Annotated in this window: 19 protein-coding genes; 1 reads left to right on the top strand and 18 read right to left on the bottom strand. The window is 67.8% G+C overall.

What is annotated here, in order from left to right; all coding sequences use genetic code 11:
- The 12 genes from aroB to MU582_10110 all read right to left on the bottom strand — a co-directional run bounded on the left by aroB (position 1) and on the right by MU582_10110 (position 12,663).
- Positions 1-1,095, bottom strand: a complete 1,095-nt coding sequence (gene aroB / locus MU582_10165; GenBank protein ID UPK76981.1) for a 3-dehydroquinate synthase — start codon at positions 1,093-1,095, stop codon at positions 1-3.
- Complete coding sequence (locus tag MU582_10160; protein ID UPK76980.1) at positions 1,092-1,622, bottom strand: shikimate kinase; 531 nt, start codon at positions 1,620-1,622, stop codon at positions 1,092-1,094. Before MU582_10160 ends, aroB begins: the two co-directional genes overlap by 4 nt.
- Positions 1,619-2,797, bottom strand: coding sequence for a chorismate synthase (gene aroC / locus MU582_10155; GenBank protein UPK76979.1), 1,179 nt, complete (start codon positions 2,795-2,797; stop codon positions 1,619-1,621). Before aroC ends, MU582_10160 begins: the two co-directional genes overlap by 4 nt.
- A 37-nt stretch (positions 2,798-2,834) precedes the next feature.
- Positions 2,835-3,524: an A24 family peptidase gene (locus MU582_10150; protein UPK76978.1), complete on the bottom strand. Its 690-nt coding sequence runs from the start codon at positions 3,522-3,524 to the stop codon at positions 2,835-2,837.
- 19 nt (positions 3,525-3,543) lie between these two features.
- The gene (locus MU582_10145; GenBank protein UPK76977.1) at positions 3,544-5,040 is read right to left on the bottom strand and encodes an FAD-binding oxidoreductase; all 1,497 of its coding nucleotides are present in this window, start codon (positions 5,038-5,040) and stop codon (positions 3,544-3,546) included.
- A gap of 113 nt (positions 5,041-5,153) precedes the next feature.
- Positions 5,154-5,966: a shikimate dehydrogenase gene (locus MU582_10140; GenBank protein ID UPK76976.1), complete on the bottom strand. Its 813-nt coding sequence runs from the start codon at positions 5,964-5,966 to the stop codon at positions 5,154-5,156.
- Positions 5,960-7,165: an endolytic transglycosylase MltG gene (gene mltG / locus MU582_10135; GenBank protein UPK76975.1), complete on the bottom strand. Its 1,206-nt coding sequence runs from the start codon at positions 7,163-7,165 to the stop codon at positions 5,960-5,962. Before mltG ends, MU582_10140 begins: the two co-directional genes overlap by 7 nt.
- Entirely contained in the window at positions 7,162-7,617 is a 456-nt protein-coding gene (gene ruvX, locus MU582_10130; GenBank protein UPK76974.1) for a Holliday junction resolvase RuvX, read from the bottom strand. Before ruvX ends, mltG begins: the two co-directional genes overlap by 4 nt.
- Positions 7,617-10,310, bottom strand: coding sequence for an alanine--tRNA ligase (alaS, locus tag MU582_10125; GenBank protein UPK76973.1), 2,694 nt, complete (start codon positions 10,308-10,310; stop codon positions 7,617-7,619). The genes ruvX and alaS overlap by 1 nt, the downstream gene beginning before the upstream one ends.
- Positions 10,307-10,564, bottom strand: coding sequence for a DUF6167 family protein (locus tag MU582_10120; GenBank protein UPK76972.1), 258 nt, complete (start codon positions 10,562-10,564; stop codon positions 10,307-10,309). The genes alaS and MU582_10120 overlap by 4 nt, the downstream gene beginning before the upstream one ends.
- A complete protein-coding gene (locus MU582_10115; GenBank protein UPK76971.1) occupies positions 10,561-11,181 on the bottom strand; it encodes a hypothetical protein in 621 nt (206 codons plus the stop codon). The genes MU582_10120 and MU582_10115 overlap by 4 nt, the downstream gene beginning before the upstream one ends.
- 153 nt (positions 11,182-11,334) lie before the next feature.
- Entirely contained in the window at positions 11,335-12,663 is a 1,329-nt protein-coding gene (locus MU582_10110) for a replication-associated recombination protein A (protein ID UPK77142.1), read from the bottom strand.
- Positions 12,664-12,770: 107 nt separating this feature from the next.
- On the opposite strand from MU582_10110, the gene MU582_10105 reads away from it, so the two are divergent.
- Positions 12,771-13,346: a GNAT family N-acetyltransferase gene (locus MU582_10105; GenBank protein ID UPK76970.1), complete on the top strand. Its 576-nt coding sequence runs from the start codon at positions 12,771-12,773 to the stop codon at positions 13,344-13,346.
- Position 13,347: 1 nt separating this feature from the next.
- On the opposite strand, the gene MU582_10100 is transcribed toward MU582_10105, so the two are convergent.
- From MU582_10100 to MU582_10075, 6 genes are all read right to left on the bottom strand, one after another.
- On the bottom strand, positions 13,348-14,397 hold the full coding sequence (locus MU582_10100; GenBank protein ID UPK76969.1) for an ABC transporter ATP-binding protein: 1,050 nt from the start codon (positions 14,395-14,397) through the stop codon (positions 13,348-13,350).
- Positions 14,394-15,392: an ABC transporter permease gene (locus MU582_10095; protein ID UPK76968.1), complete on the bottom strand. Its 999-nt coding sequence runs from the start codon at positions 15,390-15,392 to the stop codon at positions 14,394-14,396. The genes MU582_10100 and MU582_10095 overlap by 4 nt, the downstream gene beginning before the upstream one ends.
- 67 nt (positions 15,393-15,459) lie before the next feature.
- Complete coding sequence (locus tag MU582_10090) at positions 15,460-17,202, bottom strand: ABC transporter substrate-binding protein (protein ID UPK76967.1); 1,743 nt, start codon at positions 17,200-17,202, stop codon at positions 15,460-15,462.
- A 44-nt stretch (positions 17,203-17,246) separates the two neighbouring features.
- A complete protein-coding gene (locus MU582_10085; GenBank protein ID UPK76966.1) occupies positions 17,247-18,233 on the bottom strand; it encodes an ABC transporter permease in 987 nt (328 codons plus the stop codon).
- A gap of 166 nt (positions 18,234-18,399) precedes the next feature.
- Complete coding sequence (locus tag MU582_10080) at positions 18,400-19,431, bottom strand: dipeptide ABC transporter ATP-binding protein (protein UPK76965.1); 1,032 nt, start codon at positions 19,429-19,431, stop codon at positions 18,400-18,402.
- Entirely contained in the window at positions 19,424-20,545 is a 1,122-nt protein-coding gene (locus MU582_10075) for an ABC transporter ATP-binding protein (protein UPK76964.1), read from the bottom strand. The genes MU582_10080 and MU582_10075 overlap by 8 nt, the downstream gene beginning before the upstream one ends.
- Between the last annotated feature and the right edge of the window lie 34 nt (positions 20,546-20,579).

Below are 20,579 nucleotides of genomic sequence, written 5' to 3'. Positions count from 1 at the left end.
TCACCTCGAAATCTCGGCGTACGCCGCGGTGAGCAGCGCAGGATCGGGTCCGGAAAGGATGGCGGGCTCCGCGAGGCCGTCGAGTACGACGAACCGAAGCACGTCACCTCTTGCCTTCTTGTCGAGCCGCATCGCATCGTACAGTTCGGGCCAGACCCCGGGGCGGTACGCCGTCGGGAGCCCGACCAGCTGCAACAGGTTGCGGTGCCGGTCGACGAGCGAGCGGTCTATCCGTCCGCTCAAGCCGGCGAGCTGGGCGACGAAGCACATACCGATCGCGACGGCGGCGCCGTGCCGGAACGTGTACTCCTCGACGCGCTCGACCGCGTGACCGAGGGTGTGTCCGTAGTTCAGCATCTCGCGGCCGACAGCGTCACCGTCGACCGACTCGCGCAGGTCGCCCGCGACGACCTCGGCCTTGACCCGCACTGCGCGTTCGATCAGCTCGGCGAGCATCGGGCTCTGCACGTCGAGTGCAGCGGCTGGATCGTCCTCAACCAGATCGAGGATCGTCGGGTCGGCGATGAACCCGCATTTGATCACCTCGGCCAGGCCGCTACGCAGCTCGTTGTCCGGGAGCGAGGCGAGTACGGCGGTGTCGCAGAGCACGCCGCGGGGCTCGTAGAACGCACCGACGAGGTTCTTGCCCTGCTCGGTGTTGATGCCCGTCTTTCCGCCGACTGCCGCGTCGACCATGCCGAGCAGCGAGGTCGGCACGGCGATGTAGGGAACGCCACGCAGCCAGCTCGCGGCCACGAACCCCGCGAGATCGGTGGTCGACCCGCCGCCGATGCCGACGACGACATCGCTGCGGGTGAAGCCGGTCTCGCCGAGCACGCGCCAGCAGAACGCCGCGACCTCGGCCGTCTTCGCCGACTCGGCATCGGGCACCTCGATGCAGTGCGCCTCACGGGTGTCGGTCATCAGGCGCTTGCGAATCGACTCGGCCGGGCCGGCGAGCGGAGTCGGGTGGATGATCGCCACGCGCTGCGCGGCGTCACCGACCAGCCCGGGGAGGTCTTCGAGCGCTCCTGCGCCGATCGACACGTCGTACGGCCGCTCCGTCTCCACTCGCAACCGCACCGGACGCGTCATGTCGAACTTCCTCCTGTCTCCAGCCAGGCGACGATGTCGTCGGCGACCTGGCGCGGCGTCAGCGCATCGGTCGACGTGACGTGAGTCGCCACCTCGGCGTAGATCGGGCGCCGCTGGTCCATCAAAGTCTTCAACTGTGAGCGTACGTTGCCGAGCAACAACGGTCGGGCGGTGTTGAGACCGACCCTCCTCGCCGCCTCAGACAGGCTGACGTCGAGGAACACGACGCGGTGTCCGACAAGCGCCTGCCGCGTCGCCTCGTGCAGCACCGCTCCACCGCCGAGCGAGAGGATCCCGGGGTGCTCGGACAGCGCCGTACGTACTGCCGCGGCTTCCGCCTCGCGGAAGTACGCCTCCCCGTTGTCGATGAACATGTCGGCGATCGTCGTACCATGCGTACGCTCAACGTCTTCGTCGGAGTCGCGCACCTCGAGGTCGAGCAATGCGGCGAGCTCGCGCGCAACGGTCGACTTGCCGGCACCCGGCGGGCCGACGAGCACGACCCGCGGCCGGACCGGACCACTCACCGGAACCTCAGCGCGGCGAGATAGCCCTCCACGTTACGGCTGGTCTCGCCGACCGAGTCGCCGCCGAACTTCTCCAGCAGCGCATCGGCTATGACGAGCGAGGCCATGGCCTCGGCGACGATGCCCGCCGCCGGTACGGCAGCCACGTCGGAGCGCTGATGATGTGCTTTGGTCTCCTCGCCGGTCGCGACATCGACGGTACGAAGGGCACGCGGCACGGTCGCGATGGGCTTCATCGCCGCACGTACGCGCAGGGTCTCCCCCGTGCTCATGCCTCCCTCGATGCCGCCGGAGCGACCGGACGAACGGTGGATGCCGCCGTCGGTCGCGACGATCTCGTCGTGTGCCTGCGAACCGCGCGTACGTGCGAGCTCGAAGCCGTCGCCGACCTCGACGCCCTTGATCGCCTGGATGCCCATCAGGGCTCCGGCAAGTCTCGCGTCGAGCTTTCGGTCCCAGTGCACATGGCTGCCGAGCCCGGGCGGCAGCCCGTCGACGACGACCTCGACGACTCCGCCGAGCGTGTCGCCGTCCTTGTGTGCGCGGTCGACCTCCTCGACCATCGCGGCGCTCGCGTCGGGGTCGAGACAACGCACCGGATCGGCGTCGAGGCGTTCGACGTCATCGATGGTCGGCAGCTTGCCCGCGGGCGCGCGTACGGTGCCGAACTCGATCACGTGACTGACGACCGTCGCTCCACTCGTCTGGCGCAGCAGGTGGGAGGCGACCGTGCCGAGAGCCACTCGCGCAGCAGTCTCGCGCGCGCTGGCCCGCTCGAGCACCGGTCTGGCCTCGTCGAAGTCGTACTTCTGCATGCCGACCAGGTCGGCGTGACCGGGTCGCGGCCGGGTCAGGGGTGCACCGCGGGCGGTGCTCGCCAGCTCTTCCGGGTCGACCGGGTCGGCAGCCATGACGGTCTGCCACTTCGGCCATTCGGAGTTGCCGATGCGCAGGGCGACCGGGCCGCCGAGCGTACGGCCGTGTCGGATGCCCCCGACGACCTCGAGCTCATCGGCTTCGAACTTCATCCGTGCGCCCCGCCCGTACCCGAGCCGTCTCCTGGCGAGCGCGGCGGTGATATCGGCGCTCGTCACCTCGACACCTGCAGGAACGCCCTCGAGCACGGCGACCAAGGCGGGGCCGTGTGACTCGCCCGCCGTCAACCAACGCAGCATGCTGCCAGTCTTTCACGCACGGTCGTACGCGAGCGGGTCAGGCACCCAGCCACGAGGTGATCGACGGCGCGCACACGACACCGACCCACGCTCCCGCGAACATGAACGGACCGAACGGATAACCCTTGCGGTCGACGACCTTCGCCAGCGCGAGCCCGCCGCCGATCAGCGCGCCCAGAATGAAAGCGGCGTACATCCCGACGATCAGCTCGCTCCACCCGAGCCAGCCGAGCGCCATCGCGAGCACACCAGACAGCCGCACATCGCCGTACCCGATGCCGCGACGGTAGACGAACCACATGCCGGTGAACACCGCGTACGTGGCGACCCAGGCGATCAGCGAACGACGAGCGGCGTCGTAGTCACCTGTGGCGACGGCCGCGACGATCAGCAGCACGCCGACGATCGCGTACGACGGCGCCACGATGCGAAACGGGAGCAGACGCACTCGCCAGTCGACGTACGAGAGCACAACACCTGCGACGCTCAGGAAGCACCAGGCCGGCAGCGACGGGTCCGGCCCCAGCGCGAACCCGATCGAACCCGCGACGACAGCCGCGGCGACCGCGAGTCGCAGGCCGAGGCGTGGGCTGACGGCGAGCTCCGCGTACGGCACCTCGATCTCGACCGGATCCGGCAGCCGGGCGACGACGCGCGGCGACCACCACGCGCCGAGAGCGGCGATGGCGGCCATGGCAAGCGCGGCGAGGAGATGGTCGGTCGTCACGCTCAGGGAGGATAGTCGCTCAGCGGATCGAGTACGGCGACCGGAACACTCCCTGTGGATCATGCTTGTTGGCGATGCGCCGCAGCTTCTTCCAGTGCTTGCCGTAGTAGCGGCGTACAGGCTTGCCCGGCTCGAGGTAGTTGACGTAGCCGCCGATCGAACGCGCTGCGACCGCGCGGTGCCCGTGCTTGATCCAGGTACGCCCGCTCTTGACCGCCTTCGGCGTCGGGTTCGGCAGCGCCACGTACCACTGCAGCGAGGCGACCGCATTGCGCCACGGGAATGCCGATGAGCTCACCTTCGGTTTGCCCGCCCGCCCGTCGAGCGGATCCAGAATCGCCGAGGCACCGCCGCCGTGCCGGGCACGCTGGCGTACGACACCCACCAGGTCGCGCAACGCGGGGCGCTTCATCGGTGCGCCGATGACGTCGGTGCCCGCGACGAACGACTGGCGCTGGTGGCCGGTCGGGCCGGCGAGCAGATGCATCGCCTCGCGGTGGGACTTCGTCGAGTACGACTGGTTCGAGGGGTCGCGGCCGATCGCGCGGATCAGCGCCCGCGCCTCGTGATGCCCGTCGCCGGTAAGCGAGAGGCCGACGATGCGCGCGGCGATGCTGCCGTTGTTCGCGTCCAGGTGGACGTTCGCCCAGGAGGTGCGCGGCATGTGCCGTAGGCGCTGTTGCCAGCCGCGGACGACGGCGACGGCGTCCTTGCCCGACCAGCTCAGGAAGAAGAACCCGACCCGGTGTGCCTTGAAAGTCTTCATGGTCAGGTGTGTGACGATCGCGAAGTTGCCACCACCACCGCCGCGCAGCGCCCAGAACAGGTCGGCATTGGTGTGAGCGTTGGCGTGGCGGATCTTGCCGTCGGCCGTGACGATCTGCATGTCGACCACGGCGTCCTGTGTCAGCCCGTACATACGGCTCTCGGCGCCGATCCCTCCGCCGAGGACGAGCCCCGCTGCACCGACCGTCGGGCACGTGCCTGTCGGAACGGTACGCCCGTGTCGGTCGAGGCGGTCGTGGAGGCGGCCGAGTTCAGTGCCGGGGCCGATCACGACGCGTTTCGAGCCGGACTTGTACGCGATGCCGTCGATGGTGCCGGTGTCGATCACCATGCCCTTGTCGAACATCGAAGCGCCGACGTACGAATGCCCGCCGGACTTCGGCCGCAGCCGTACATCGAACTTGCGCGCGAAGCGCAGCGCCTCACTGACGTCGTGTGCGTTCGCGGCACGCACGATCCCGCGCGGGTGATCACCGTCGAAGCGCGGGTCGAACAGCCGAGTCGCCTTGCGGTAACCCTTCTCGCCGCGGCGCAGCAACCCGCCCTTCAGGCCGCGTTCGAGGGCCCGCCAGTCGGCCGGCGTCGGACCGCTGCGGCCGGCCGCGATCGGCGCGGGCGCGGACGTACGCGCCGCAGCCGAGCTCGTCAGCGCGGACGCTCCGGCACTCGTTGTAGCCAATGCTCCTGCGATCGTCCCCCGCAGGACTGTCCTTCGATCGAGTTCGCTCATTCCCCCAGCATGCCTCGCATCGGCAATTGCCGGGGCGGTTTCGGGATCCGTGTTGACCCGTGCACATCGATCAGCTCGGTGGGGTCGCGCCGGTCAACGCGTCGGGTGGACGCTCAGACGGCGGAGATGGCGGCCTCGCGTAGGGCGGCGGCGTCGACGGTCGCGCCGGTCATCAGCGCGACCTGCAAGGCTGCCTGGTGCGCGAGCAGGTCGAGACCGGAGACCACCGGTCGGCCTGCCTCTCGGGCAGCCGAGGCGAGCGCAGTCGGCCAGGGGTCGTAGATGACGTCGAACACCGCGCCCGACCGCTCGCACCAGGTACGCGCGTACGTCCCGACGGCTGCCGACGGGACAGTCGAGACGAGCAGGTCTGCGCCGGGTACGGGCTCGTCGAGTCGACCGATGGCCACCTCGACGCCCCAACCGCGCACCAGGCGGGCGAGCTCATCGGCCCGCGCGGGTTCGCGTACGAGCAGGCTCACCGACTCCAACCCGGCCGACTGCAATGCCGCGAGGGCGGATGCCGCGGTCGCGCCGGCGCCGACGACCGTCGCCGTGCGAACCTCCCGCACGCCTCGCTCTTCGAGCGCCGAGACCATGCCCGGGATGTCGGTGTTGTCACCGAGGCGACGACCGCCGTCGAGGACGATCGTGTTCAGCGCCGACACCGAGCGCACGGCATCCGAGACCTCGTCGACGAGGTCGACCGCCACCCGTTTGAGCGGCATCGTGAGCGACAACCCCCGCCAGGAGCCGTCCAACCCGTCAAGAAACTCTGCGAGCTCCGCCTCGGTGACCTCGATCGCGTCGTACGTCCAGTCGAGCCCGAGCTCGGCGTACGCACGCCGATGCATCACCGGCGACAGAGAGTGCGCGATCGGGCTTCCCAGCACCGCGCAGCTGCGGCGTGCCGGGTCAGTCAGCATGCGTCGGAGTCATCGCAGTACTCCTGCAGCTTGTCGACGTTCTTGTTGTGCTCTTCCAACGAGGTCGCGAACAGCGTCTCACCGGTGTCGAAGTTGACCGTGACGAAGTACGTCCAGTCGCCCTTCGCCGGCTTGAGTGCGGCCTTGATCGCCTCGGCGCCCGGCGAATCGATCGGCCCCGGCGGCAAGCCGGTGTTCTTGTACGTGTTGTACGGCGAGTCGATATCGCGTTCCTCGTCGGTCGTGAACGCGTCGCCGCTGCGCTCTGCGACGTAGTGCACGGTCGAGTCGAGCTGTAGCGGCATGCCTTCGTCGAGACGGTTGTAGATGACCCGTGCGACCTTTGCGCGGTCCTGGTCGCGGCTGGCCTCGCGCTCGATCAGGCTCGCCACGATGAGCGCGTCGCGTGCGCTCACGCCGAGGTCGGCGGCTTTGGGTTCGAGTCCGAGCTTGCGGTGTTCGGTCTTCGCGCGTTCGACCATCGACCGGAGAATCCCAGCAGCGCTCGGCTTCTCCGGCAGATCGTACGACCCCGGATAGAAGAATCCCTCCGGATCGCCGTCGGCGTAGCCGGGCAGCCCGAGCGCGTTCGTCCGCTTCAGGGCCTTCTCGACGTCGGCCTTCTCGAGGTCCGTACCGTCGACGATCGTGTCCACGACCTGGTCGGAGCGCAGTCCTTCGGGGATGACGAGCGCGCCCTGCGTACGGAAGTCGGAGTCGAGCAGCCGACCGAGCGCCGCCTCGGCCGACATCTCGTGGGCGAGCTTGTAGTAGCCCGGCTGGATCGACCGGGCCTCCGGATTGGCCGCGGCGGCCTCGAGGTAGGCATCGACACTCGCGATGACGCCCTCCTCCTTGAGCTCGCGGCCGATCTCGGCCCCCGCAGCGCCCTGTGCGACGTGTACGACCACCTTGCCGGTGCCGTTGCCGTTGTAGTCCTCCGGCGGCCCGAACTGGTCGTCGAGGAACGACGACGCCTTCTGGACACCCCAATAGCCGAGTACGCCGAGGATGGCGATGATCACGAGTACGACGATGCAGCCGATGCCCCCACGACGCTTCTGCTTCTTTGCGCGGCGGTGGCCCGCCGGGCGAGGCGACTCGGTCGGCAGGGTCGTCGTGTCATCCGGGCGCACCTCGTCGTCACGGGTGTCGGCGGGCGTACCCCAGTCGGTCTCCGGGCGCTCGTGGTCGCTCACGCGGCCTCCACGATCTCGCCCGGGGCAGTGCCGCTCGTACGTTCGGTGTCGAGCGCCGACTGCAGGATCACGACCGCTGCCGCCTGGTCGATCACGGCGCGTTTGCTCTTGCCCCGTTTGCCCTGCGTACGAAGGGTTTGCTCTGCGGTCACCGTGGACAGCCGCTCGTCGACGAGACGTACGGGTGTCGGCGCGACGGCAACGGCCAGCTGAGACGCATAGGCACGTACCTTACGCGCCGCAGGACCGAGACCTCCGGACATCGACCTCGGCAAGCCGACCACCATCTCGATCGCCTCGTGCTCGACGGCAAGCGCGACGAGTCTGGCCAGCGCGGTGCCGCCCGCGGGCACGGTTTCGACCGGCGTCGCCAGCAACCCGGACGGATCGCTCACCGCAACGCCGATCCTGGCGTCACCGACGTCGACGCCGAGCCGCACACCGATACGCATCAGACGCTGGTAGCCCGCTGCGCGACGCGTTGCTCGAGTGCATCGAGCGCAGCGCCGGCGCGCGACGCGTCGACTCCCCCACCTTGCGCGATATCGTCCTTGCCGCCCCCGCTGCCCCCGAGGATCTCGGCTGCGACCTTGACCAGTTCGTTCGCCGAGAAGCCGCCTTCTCGCGCGCGATCGTTGACCGCGACAACGCACGACGGCTTGCCGTTCGCCGAGCCGACCACCGCGACGACGGCTGGCCGCTCATTGCCGAGCCGGCCGCGTACGTCGAGCACCAGCTTGCGTACATCGCCGGCCGTCGCGCCGTCCGGCGCGCGGTGACCGACGTACGAGACGCCGGCGAGGTCCTTGGACGCCGCGGCCAGCTCTGGCGCCGCTGAGAGCAGCTGGCCGACCTTGAGCCGCTCCAGCTCCTTCTCGGCAGCACGCAGCCGCTCGACCATGTCTTCGACCCGGCTCGCGAGGTCCTCTCGCGGCGTCTTCAACATTTCGGAGAGCTGATGCACCAGATCGCGCTCCTTCGCCAGATAGCCGAAGCCTTCGCGGCCGGTGACCATCTCGACCCGTCGGCTGCCGGCGCTGACCGAACCCTCCGAGGTGAGCACCATGGTGCCGATCTGCGAGGTGCTCTCGACGTGCGTACCACCGCACAGCTCACGCGACCACGGGCCGTCGATCTCGACGACGCGTACGACGTCGGGATAGCGCTCCCCGAACAGCGCGAGCGCGCCCATCTCCTTCGCCTTCGCGAGCGGCATCGTCGACGCCGTCACGGGGATGTCCTGGCGCAGCGCGTCGTTTGCCGTCGACTCCAGCAGCTGTAGCTCCTCGTCGGTGAGCGAGGAGTTCCAGCCGAAGTCGAGACGCAGGAAACCCGGCCGGTTGTACGAACCGCGCTGCAACGCGGTCGGGCCGAGATGCTGGCGCAACGCGGCGTGGATCACGTGCGTCGCCGAATGCGCCTGGCACGCACCGAGCCGCCACTGCTCGTCGACGGTCGCCTCGACGGTCGACGACGGACGCAACGCACCTTCGAGTACGCGTACCTGATGTGCGACGACGCCGTTGATCGGACGCTGCACGTCGATCACCTCGGCGCGGCCGCCGTCCCAAACGATCGTGCCGCCGTCGGCGCTCTGACCGCCGGACTCGGCGTAGAACGGGGTGCGGCTCAGCACGACCTCCGCGACCTGCCCCTCCGTGGCCTCGGGAAGCTCGCCCGCGTCGCCGATCAGCAGGTTCACCCGCGACTCGGTGCGCAGCTCGTCGTACGCGACCCACTCGGTCTCGCCGAAGCGCTCCAATGCGCCGCGGTAGACGGTGGTGTCGGCGTGCTGGCCCTTCTTCGCGGCGGCATCGGCCTTCGCCCGCCGGCGCTGCTCGGCCATCAGGCCGCGGAAGCCTTCCTCGTCGACCGAAAGGCCCTGCTCGGAGGCCATCTCGAGCGTGAGGTCGATCGGGAACCCGTAGGTGTCGTGCAGCTGAAACGCCTCATCGCCAGAGAGGCTCGTGTTGCCCGTCTGCTTCGCGTTGGCAGCTGCGGCGTCGAAGATCTGCGTGCCCTTGACGAGCGTCTGCGCGAAAGCGTCCTCCTCGGCGTAGGCGATCTTCGCGATGCGGTCGAAGTCGGCCTCCAGCTCGGGGTAGGCGTTCTTCATCGCATTCATGCTGACCGGCAACAGCTCCGGCATCGTCGGCCCCTCGACACCGAGCAGGCGCATCGAGCGCACCGCGCGGCGGATCAGCCGGCGCAGCACGTAGCCGCGACCCTCGTTGCCCGGGGTCACGCCGTCGCTCATCAGCATCAGCGCGCTGCGTACGTGGTCTGCGACGATGCGGAACCGGACGTTGTCCTCTTGATGCCAGCCGTACGTACGCCGACTCAGCTCGGACGCGCGCTCGATGACCGGGAAGACCTCGTCGATCTCGTACAGGTTGTCGACGCCCTGCAGGATCGACGCGACTCGTTCGAGACCCATGCCCGTGTCGATGTTCTTGTTCGGCAGCTCACCGATGATCTTGAACCCGGGCTCCTTGTGACCGCGGTCGCCGTCGAACTGCATGAAGACGAGGTTCCAGATCTCCACGAACCGGTCCTCGTCGACAACGGGACCACCGTCTTGACCGTACTGCGGCCCGCGGTCGTAGAAGATCTCGCTGCACGGGCCGCATGGGCCGGCGATACCCATCGACCAGAAGTTGTCCTCGATGCCGCGGCGCTGGATGCGCTCCTCGGGGAGGAAGCGGCGCCACAGCTCGGTCGCCTCGTCGTCGTTGGGCAGGTCGGGGTCGTCGTTGGAGAACGTCGTCGCCCAGAGTCGGTTCGGGTCGAGTCCGAGGCCGCCGGCCTCGATCGGATCGGTGAGCAGCTTCCAGGCGTACTCGATCGCGCCGGCCTTGAAGTAGTCACCGAAGCTGAAGTTGCCGTTCATCTGGAAGAACGTGACGTGCCGCGACGTCTTGCCGACCTCTTCGATGTCGAGGGTCCGGATGCACTTCTGCACGCTCACCGCGCGCTGCCACGGCGGTGTCTGCTGGCCGCTGAGGTACGGCACGAACTGGACCATGCCGGCGTTGATGAACAGCAGGTTCGGATCGTCGAACGGCAGCGGGGCGGAGGGCACCACGGTGTGGCCGAGCCGCTCGAAGTGCTCGAGGTAGCGGCGCTTGATCTCCGCTGTCTTCATCGGGTGCTGCCTCTCTGTTCGATCATCTGCGGGGTGCGCTGCGGCGGCAGCCCGAGCTCTTCGGCGATCTGCGCCTCGCGCTCGGCCATACCGGCGCGTACCTCGTCACCGAAGGCCTGGAAACCCAGACCGACCGCTGCTGCTTGGTCCGCGAGACCGGCCGGGGTGAGCCGGTACGCGAGCCGACGCGCCTTGATGCTGGTGTAGACACCCGCACCCGCGCCGACCAGAAACCATAGCGTCCTACCCTTCATGATCCTCCGTCGTGATCGACGTTCAACCCACTTTTTGCCGGAGTGCCGAGCCACGACTGCAGATCGCGCGGCGGGATGCTTGCCGTACGCGCGGCCCGTCGACCCGCCCGGAGGCGGATCTTGCGGCGTCGGCGGTACTCGCGGCGGATGAGGCCGCGGAGCCGGTCGCGGCTCTCGGGACGCAGCGCGTACCGCAGGCCGTGGCCGAGCACCGCACCGCGGATCATCGGTTTGCCCATCGTCGCCTCGACGACCTGCCTGGTCGAGGGTACGACGACCACGCGACCGTCGCGGGTGACGATCTGCGGCTCGTCGGAGGGCTGCTGCTCGCCGAGCGGAACGGGTGTGGCGACGGGCAGGTCGGTCGAGGGTCGGATCGGTGTGACGGTCACCGCCGCCGACGTCGATGCAGTCGCGACCTCGCCCGGGGCGCCGGTCGACTGGCCCGCTACAGGGATCGTGGACGGCCCGGACGATGCAGAAGCATCGGCAGCGTCGGCAATGCGGCGGACGTCGGCGCGCATCCGGCGCAGCGCGACAGCGAGCAACGCGGTTGCGCCGAGCGCGAGGACCGCGACGACCACCGCCAACAGCGCTATCCACTGCTCCGTCGACATGGGCCGACCCTACCGTCGTACGCCGTGGTGGCGTAGCCCTCCCCCGCCAACGCTGAGACGTGAGAAGTTTCGCGCTGACCCGCGAGTTCTGCACAGTAGAAGTCACGGGTCAGCGGTGAAGAATCAGCGGGTCAGCGCGAAACTTCTCACGTCTCAGCGGTCGTCGCCGCGGAGAATGGCGCGGATCTTCGCGAGCCGCTCGGTGTACGCCGCCTCAGCCCCGTGGTCGGTCGGCGTGTAGTACTCCGCACCGTGTACGTCGTCTGGTGCGTACTGCTGCGCTGCGATGCCCCGCGGCGCGTCGTGCGCGTACTTGTAGTCGTGCCCGTGTCCGAGCTTCTTCGCACCCGCGTAGTGCGCATCGCGCAACGCCGGTGGTACGGCGCCCGTCTTGCCGGCGCGTACGTCGTCACCGGCGGCACCGATCGCTCGTACGACGGCGTTCGACTTGGGCGCGAGCGAGAGCGCGATAACGGCGTGCGCAAGCGTGATGCGCGCCTCGGGGAACCCGATCAGCGCAACGGCCTGTGCGGCCGCGACGGCCGTCGGCAGCGCGGTCGGGTCTGCCATGCCGATGTCCTCGCTGGCGAGGATCATCAGTCGCCGCGCGATGAAGCGCGGGTCCTCGCCCGCCTCTGCCATCCGGGCGAGGTAATGCAGTGCTGCGTCGACATCGGAGCCACGGATCGACTTGATGAACGCGCTCGTCACGTCGTAGTGCTGGTCGCCCTGCCGGTCGTACCGCACGGCCGCCCGGTCGACGGCCACGGCTGCCGCGTCGACGTCGACGGTCGTCGAGCCCTGCGCTGCGGCGGCACCGGCCGCCGCCTCGAGGTACGTGAGCGCCCTGCGGCCGTCACCGCCCGCCAGGCGTACGAGGTGGGCGCGTGCTTCGTCGGTCAGCTCGACAGCGCCGTCGAGGCCGGCCGAATCGGCGAGTGCGCGGTCGATCATCACACCGACGTCGTCCTCGCTCAGCGACTCCAGCGTCAACAGCAGCGAGCGCGACAACAGCGGCGAGATCACGCTGAAGTTCGGGTTCTCGGTGGTCGCGGCGACCAGGGACACCCAGCGGTTCTCGACACCGGGAAGCAACGCGTCCTGCTGTGCCTTGCTGAACCGGTGCACCTCGTCGACGAACAGAACCGTCTCGCGGCCGCCGCGAGCCAACCGCCGCTTCGCGCCGTCGATCGCCTCGCGTACGTCCTTGACTCCGCCCGACACCGCGGAGATCTCCACGAACCGGCGATCGGTGTGTGCACTGATCAGCGATGCGATCGTCGTCTTTCCCGTACCCGGCGGACCCCACAGGATCACCGACATCGGCTGGTCGTCGTCGATCATCCGGCGAAGCGGCGAGCCCGCGCCGAGCAACTGCTGCTGGCCGATCAGGTCGTCGAGCGTACGTGGGCGCATGCGGACGGCCAGCGGGGCCGACGCATGGTCGGCGGCGCTGAGACTCCCGCGACCCTCCGGCGCCAGCTCCGGCGCCTCGGGGATGTCGAACAACCCGTCGGAATTCACGCGTGCGAGCGTACCCGCCGGTCCGATCGTCGCGGACTGTCGGCGCCATGTGATCCGATGATTCGATGACCTGGCAGACGCACCCCGTGACGCCCGATCGCTTCGACGACTTCGCCGACGTCGTCAACCCGCGTAGGCGATCGACGCACTGCTGGTGTGTTCCTCATCGGCTGCGCGCGGCCGATGTCCGAGAGCTCGGCGACGGCGACCGCGAGCAGGCGATGCGTCGTCTGTGCGAGCGGGAACATCCGCCGGGGGTCGTCACGTACGCCGACGACGTACCCGTCGGCTGGTGCAACATCGGCCCGCGCGCGGAGATCCCGGTGCTCACCAAGTCCCGGCTCATCCGGCCGATAGACGACGTGCCGGTGTGGAGCATCGTGTGCATCGTCGTACGCAGCGGTCACCGTCGTCGCGGTGTCACGTCGCAGCTGCTCGACGGAGCCGTTGCGTACGCCGCCGAGCACGGCGCACCGGCGGTCGAGGCGTACCCCGTCGACCCACCGGGGCGGATGGACACCACGATGGCCTTCGTCGGCACCCGCGCCATGTTCGAGCGGGCCGGCTTCGACGTCGTCGGTACGACCGACGCGGTGGCGAGCAAGCTGCCGCGACTCGTGATGCGTCGAGACGTCGCCTGAGTCAGGCCGGCTGCTCCCCACGCGCCGCATCGGCGAGCTTGGCCGCCTTCTCGCCGAGATGGCAACGTACGAGGTGTCCGTCGTCGATGGTGTCCAGCACCGGCAGCTCCCCCGAGCACAGGTCTCCGGACACCTCGTCGGTGTATCGGCAGCGCGGGTGGAACGGACAACCGCTAGGAGGCGCGAGCATGCTCGGCGGCAGGCCCGGGATCGACAACAGCTGAGCCTGCGGGTCACTGTCCAGGTCGGGCACCGACTCCAGCAAACCCCAGGTGTACGGCATCCGCGGTTGCGACAGGATCGTCTTGCAGCTGCCGTACTCCACGGCGCGGCCGGCGTACATGACCAGCACGTCGTCGGCCAGCTCGGCGATGACGCCGAGGTCGTGGGTGATCATGATGATCGCCGATCCGAAGTCGCGCTGGAGATCCTGCAGTAGGTCAAGGATCTGCGCCTGCACCGTCACGTCGAGCGCCGTGGTCGGCTCGTCGGCGATCAGCACCTTCGGGTCGTTGACCAACGCCATCGCGATCATCGCCCGCTGACGCATGCCCCCGGAGAACTGATGCGGGTAGTCGTCGACACGCTGATCGGGCTGCGGAATGCCGACGCGGTCGAGCATCTCGATCGCCCGGCGCCGCGCATCGCGCTTGCTCGCCGACGGATGATGCGCTGCGTACGACTCCGCGATCTGGCGCCCGACCCGGTGGAACGGGTGCAGCGCCGCCAGGGCGTCCTGGAAGATCATCGAGACCTCGTTGCCCCGGATGCGCTGCAGCCGCCGCCGGTCGAGACCGACGATCTCGGTGCCGTTGACGCGGATCGAGCCCTCGATCTGCGTACGTCGCGGATCGTGCAGACCGAGGATCGCCATATTCGAGACCGACTTGCCCGAGCCCGACTCCCCCACAATGCCGAGCGTCTTGCCCATCTCGACCGAGTACGAAAGACCAGTGACGGCGTTGACCAGCCCGTCAGCGGTCGGGAAGCGAACCGTGAGGTCCTCAACGACGACGAACGGCTCGTCGGTGTTTGCGGTGGCATCCGTCATGACAGCCTCACCCTCGGGTCGATCACCGAGTAGACGAAGTCGACCAGCATGTTCGCGACCACCACCAGCGCCGCCGCGAGCAGCACGGTCGCCGCGAGGATCGGGAAGTCGTCGTCCTTGACCGCTTCCAATGCTTCGAGGCCCATGCCGTCGATGCCGAAGATCTTCTCCGTGAACACCGTGCCCGCGAGCAGCGTCGCCATATCGAGCCCGAAGATCGTCACGACCGGAACCAGCGCGGCGTGCAGTGCATGGTTGACGAGCACAGTGCGTTCGCCCATGCCCTTCGCCCGCGCCGTACGTACGAAGTCCTCGCTGAGCGCGTCGACCATCGACCCCCGGCTGAACCTCGCGTACGGCGTCGACGAGGCGATACCGAGAACCAACCACGGCATCATCAGACCACCTGCCCAGGCAAGCGGGTTGTCGGTGATCGGGTGGTACTCGGGAGCCGAGACGAGCCCCCACTGCGTGACGACGTACAGATAGACCATCAAGGCCAGCAGGTAGTACGGAACCGAGCTGATCAGCAAGGACGAGCCGACGAGCAGCTTGTCGGTCGCGGTGCCGCGTTTTCGGGCCGCGAGGACGCCGAGCAGTACGCCGAGCGGAAGGAACACCATCGCACCACCGATCGCCAGCGAGATGGTGGCCGGCATTCGTTCGGTGAGAATGTCGGTGACCGGCTCCTTCGTCTGGTACGAGATGCCGAAGCACGGTGCCGGACAGTCGATGGTCGATCCGCCGATGTCGATCTCCCGGCCGGTGAAGATGCCCTTTGCCCATACGGCGTACTGCTCATGCACGGGGTCGTTGAAGCCGAGCGAGTCGTTGATGCGCTCGGCCTGCTCGGGCGTACACCGCCCCGACGACGCATCGCACAGCACCCGGCCCGGGTCGGACGGGCCGTAGAAGAACAGCCCGAACACCAGCATGGACGCGAACACGATGACGAGCACCGCGCCGACCAGCCGGCGGATCACATAACTGAACACAGACGCTCCAGAGACTCAGCGCGCTGACCGATGCCCGCGGTATGAACCGCGGGCATCGGTGCAATGGTCACTCAGACGAGATCCACATGCTCTTCCAGGTGGGGTTGCCGAACACTTCGTCGACGCTCATCCCCTCCACACGCGAACCTTCCAGCATCGCCGAACCGGTGTAGCCGATCGGGATGGTCGGGTAGTACTTCTCCATCGCGTACTTCTCCAGCTCGGCCCACGCCTCCGCCTGCTCCTCGCTCGGCAGCTGCTGCACCTCGTCGATCTTCTTCTCGACGTCCGGCTCGGTGAAGTGCGCGTAGTTGGAGCCCGGGTACGCCTTGGACAGCACCGGCGGGATCCACACGGCACCGGACGGCCAGTCGGCGCACCACGAGGTCCGACGCAGGTTGACCGGCGCATCGGGGTCCTGGTTGATCTTCGAGGTCTCCTGGTCGTCGGCCGCCTTGACCGGCGAGACCTTGAACCCGGCCTCCTCGAAGGAGCGAACCATCGCATCCTTCATATCGACCAGCATCGGGTCGTCACTGGTGTAGACGAACTTCAGCTCGTAGCCGACCGCGTCCGCCTTCTCCAGCAGCTTCTTCGCCTCGGCGGTGTCGGTCTCCTGGCCCTTGTTGCCGAGCACGTCGTACGGCGGGTCGATGCGGCCCGGCACGCTCGGCGCCGAGATCATCGTCGCCGGCGCACGAGTCGTACCGATGATCTGGCCCTCGGCCAGCCAGGTGTCCTCGTACGGGAACGCCAGGCCGATCGCCTTGCGAATGTTGATGTCGGTGACCTTGCGGTAGTCCGGGTTCAGGAAGTACCCGCAGGCGCTCGCGCCGGAGACCAGCTGGTCCTGCTCCTTGGCCTTTCCTATGTTGGCCTGGTTGACGTTGTCGATACTGACCGTCGTCTGTGCGTCGCCCTGGTCGCCGAGGATGAGGTTCTCGATCTGAGCCGAGTCACCGATCTGCAGGTCGAAGTCGTAGCCGTCGAGGTACTGATGACGGCCCGGATCGGTCTCGGGGTCCCACTCGTCGTTCTGCACGAGTGTCATCTTCTTGCCGATGTCGTACGAGTCGATCTTGTACGGGCCGGTCGACAGTGGGTGCCGTGCGTACTCGGCCGGGTCCTCGTTCGTGTCCGGAAGTGGGCTCATCGCCGGCAGCGCGCCGAAGTAGTCCATATCGGCGAACGGCTTGGCCATCTTGATGGTGACCTTGTTGCCGTCGACGCTGACGGCCTCCGGTTCGGTCTTCGGATCGGAGTACAGACCCTTGTACGAGTCGCCGCCCTGGAAGTAGGTGTTGGCGTATGCAGGACCGGCCGTGAACGTGTCGCGGTCGAACGACGCCTTGATGCCGCGGGCGACGTCTTCGGCGGTGACCTCGTCGCCGTTCTCCCAGCGGACGCCGTCACGGATCTCGAAGGTCCACTCGGTGAAATCGTCGTTGGGCTGGCCGAGATCGGTGGCGAGGTCGGGCACCAGCACCATCTGGCCGTCGCGCTCGACGTACTGCGTGAGCGTACGGAACATCAACCCGGTCGTGATCGACATCGTGTTGTAGTAGTAGGTGTCCTGCGGGTGGATCGAGTTCATTCCCTCGGTCGACAGCACCTTCAAGGTGCCGCCCTCCTCCGCACCCTCGATCTCGGGCGCAGGGGCCTCGGCGTCGGGGTCCTTACCCGTGCCGGCCGCAGCCTGACTGTTGATCGAGTCCTCGGTGTCGCTCTCGAGGTCGCTGTTACCGCCGCATGCGGCCAGCACCAGCAGGCCAGCCGCACTACCGGTGGCGATCCATCTCTTCAATCGCATCGCTGTGTTTCCATTCCTTCTTCGTGGCGCGGGCCGCTGGACGGTCATCGCCGGGTCTTCGGGTCGAATGCGTCGCGGATGGCATCACCTAGAAGGTTCAGCGACAGCACAAGGAAGAGGACACCGGCAACCGGTGCCCAAAGGTAGAGTGGGTAGGGCCCGACATAACCGGACGCCTCATTGATCGTCTGCCCCCACGACGCGACGCCTGACATGCCGATGCCGAGGTACGCAAGCCCCGCCTCGGCCGAGACGTACGCCGGGAGGCCGAGAGAGACGGCGACGATGATCGGCGCGGTGAGGTTCGGCAGCACCTCGCGGAACAGGATCTTGCGCTGCGGCACACCGATCACCCTCGCCGCCTGGACGAACTCGCGCTCCCGCAGCGACAGCACCTCACCGCGGACGAGCCTGGCCAGCAGCATCCAGCCGAACGCCGACAGCACGAACACCACGCTGAAGAACGTCGCGACCTTGAGGGTCTCTTCGTCGTCGGCCCAGCGACTCGTGATGATCGGCGTCAGCGCAAGGGCACCGAGCACGAACGGGAAGGCGAGGAAGGTGTCGATGACGAAGCTGATCACCTTGTCGAGCCAGCCGGTCGCGAACCCTGCGACCAGGCCCACCACGACGCCGACGACGGTGGAGATGAGCGTCGCGACCACGGCAACGCCGATCGACGTACGCGCGCCGTACAGCCACTCACCGAGTAGGTCGTATCCGCTGTTCGGCGCGATGCCGAGCGGGTGCTCCCAGGTGAAGCCGTGGACCGGTGGTCCCACCTTGCCGTAGTTGGTCGTCACGTCGAGCGTCTCGGCCCCGCTCTCGGTGCGGTAGCCGACGCCGAACAGGTCCGCGATCAGCGGAGCGAAGATCGCAATGAGCACAAAGAACAGCACCACCGCGGCCGAGATGACGGCAACCTTGTCGTGTCGGAGCCGTTCGAACGCAATCTGTGCGGGCGAGCGTCCTTCGACGTCGACTACCTCAGTCGTTGCGACCTCGGTCATCTCCGTGGGCGCGAGCGCCATGAACACCGTCCAAGAACCTATGCGCCACCCTCACTGTAAGGGTGGGTCAGGCCACAGCGTAGACCAATGGACTACCAACGTTGGGCCGTACGGTAGTAACGGTTTCGCAACGCCGACGAGAAGACCCCGCACCACGCAATTGCGGGGCTCCGCTCGTTACGCCCGGTCAGGCAGAGGCGCGCGCGGGCGCGCCGCGGTCGGCCTCCATCGGCGCCGCGAAGTGGCACGCCGCCTGATGCGGACCGCCGATCTGCAGCAGTGGCGGCTCCTCCCGCTCGCAGATCTCCTGCGCCTTCCAGCACCGCGTACGGAAGCGGCAACCCGACGGCGGGTTGATCGGGCTCGGCACGTCGCCTTCGAGCATGATCCGCTCGCGTCGCCCGCCGACCTCGGCCTGCTTCACATCGGGTACGGCCGACAGCAGCGCCTGGGTGTACGGGTGGTGCGGGTTGTTGTAGATGTCGTCACGGTCGCCGATCTCGACAATCTTGCCGAGGTACATGACCGCGATGCGCGGGCAGAAGTGGCGTACGACAGCGAGGTCGTGCGCGATGAACAGGAACGCGATGTTGAACTCCTTCTGCAGCCCCTGCAGAAGGTTGATCACCTGCGCCTGGATCGAAACGTCGAGCGCGGAGACCGGCTCGTCGGCGATCATCAGCTTCGGCTGCAAGGCCAACGCGCGTGCGATGCCGATGCGCTGACGCTGACCGCCGGAGAACTCCGACGGATAGCGGTTGTAGTGCTCGGGGTTCAGACCCACGACTTCGAGCAGCTCCTTGACGCGGTTCATCACCTGCTTCTCCGGAACCACGTTGTGCACTCGCAGCGGGGTCGCGACGATCGCACCGACGGTGTGCCGCGGGTTCAGCGAGGAGTACGGATCCTGGAAGATCAGCTGGATGTCCTTGCGGTACGGGAGCATCTGCTTGTTCGACAGCGGTGCCAGGTCGGTGCCCTCGAAGCGGATCTCGCCACTCGTCGGCTCGTAGAGCTTGGTCAGGACCCGGCCGGTGGTCGACTTACCGCAGCCGGACTCGCCGACCAGGCCGAGCGCCTCGCCGGCCTGCAGCTCGAAGCTGACGCCGTCGACGGCCTGCACCTGCCCGATCGTGCGCCGGATCAGCCCGCTCGACTTGACCGGAAAGTGCTTGACGAGGTCCTTCACCTCGAGCAGCGGGGTCTGGCCCTCACTCATCGTCGCCCTCCTCGGCGTCATCGTGTGCGTCGAACGCGGCGTCCTCGATCTCCTCGACGACGGGCTCCTCTGCCCGGAGCACCTTCTCAGGATCGCGCAGGTGACAGCGTTTCAGGTGGCCCGATCCGTGGCTGCCGGGTTCGAGCGTCGGCAGCTCGGTCTCGCACGCCTCTCCGGGTACGAGGTGCTTGTAGCCGCAGCGCGGGTTGAACGCGCACCCCTGCGGGAGGTTCAGCAGGCTCGGCGGTGCCCCGGGGATCGGGTTCAACTCCTCGTTGACGTCGCCGCGCAGGTCGGGGACGCTGTTCAGCAGACCCCAGGTGTAGGGCATCTCCGGATGCGTCATGATGTCGCGGCCCGAGCCGTACTCGACGCAGCGGCCGCCGTACATCACCAGCACGTCGTCGGCCATCTCGGCGATGACGCCGAGGTCGTGGGTGATCATGATGATCGCCGATCCGAAGTCGCGCTGCAGCTCCTGCAGCAGGTCGAGGATCTGCGCCTGCACCGTCACGTCGAGCGCCGTGGTCGGCTCGTCGGCGATCAACAGCTTCGGGTCGTTGACCAGCGACATCGCGATCATCGCCCGCTGGCGCATACCGCCGGAGAACTGATGCGGGTAGTCGTCGATGCGACGGTTCGGCTGCGGGATGCCGACGCGTTCGAGCATCTCGATCGCCTTGGCCTTCGCCTTGCGTTTGCCGACGCCAGGGTGATGCGTGCGGTACGCCTCGACGATCTGCGCACCGATCGTGAAGAACGGGTGCAGCGACGTCAGCGGATCCTGGAAGATCATCGCCGCCGCGTTACCGCGCAGCTGACGCATACGCGAGTCGGGCAACCCGATGAGCTCGGTCTCGTCGAGCCGGATAGAACCGCTCAGGTTGGTGCGCTTCAGATCGTGCAGACCCATCACGGCCATCGACGAGACGCTCTTGCCCGAGCCGCTCTCCCCGACGATGCCGAGGGTCTTACCCAGCTCGACGGAGTAGCTCAGACCGGAGACCGCCTTCACCAGGCCGTCGCGGGTCGGAAAGCTCACGCTCAGGTCCTCGACCACCAGGTACGGGTTGTCGGCGGCGTGAGCGGGCTCTACTGCCGTTGGGTCGGTCAACGCGGAATCCCTCGTCGAATCGGTCATCTCACTT

It is taken from the genome of Nocardioidaceae bacterium SCSIO 66511 (assembly GCA_023100825.1).
Classification (GTDB): Bacteria; Actinomycetota; Actinomycetes; order Propionibacteriales; family Nocardioidaceae; genus Solicola.
This window is presented reverse-complemented; position numbering and strand designations above follow the sequence as displayed.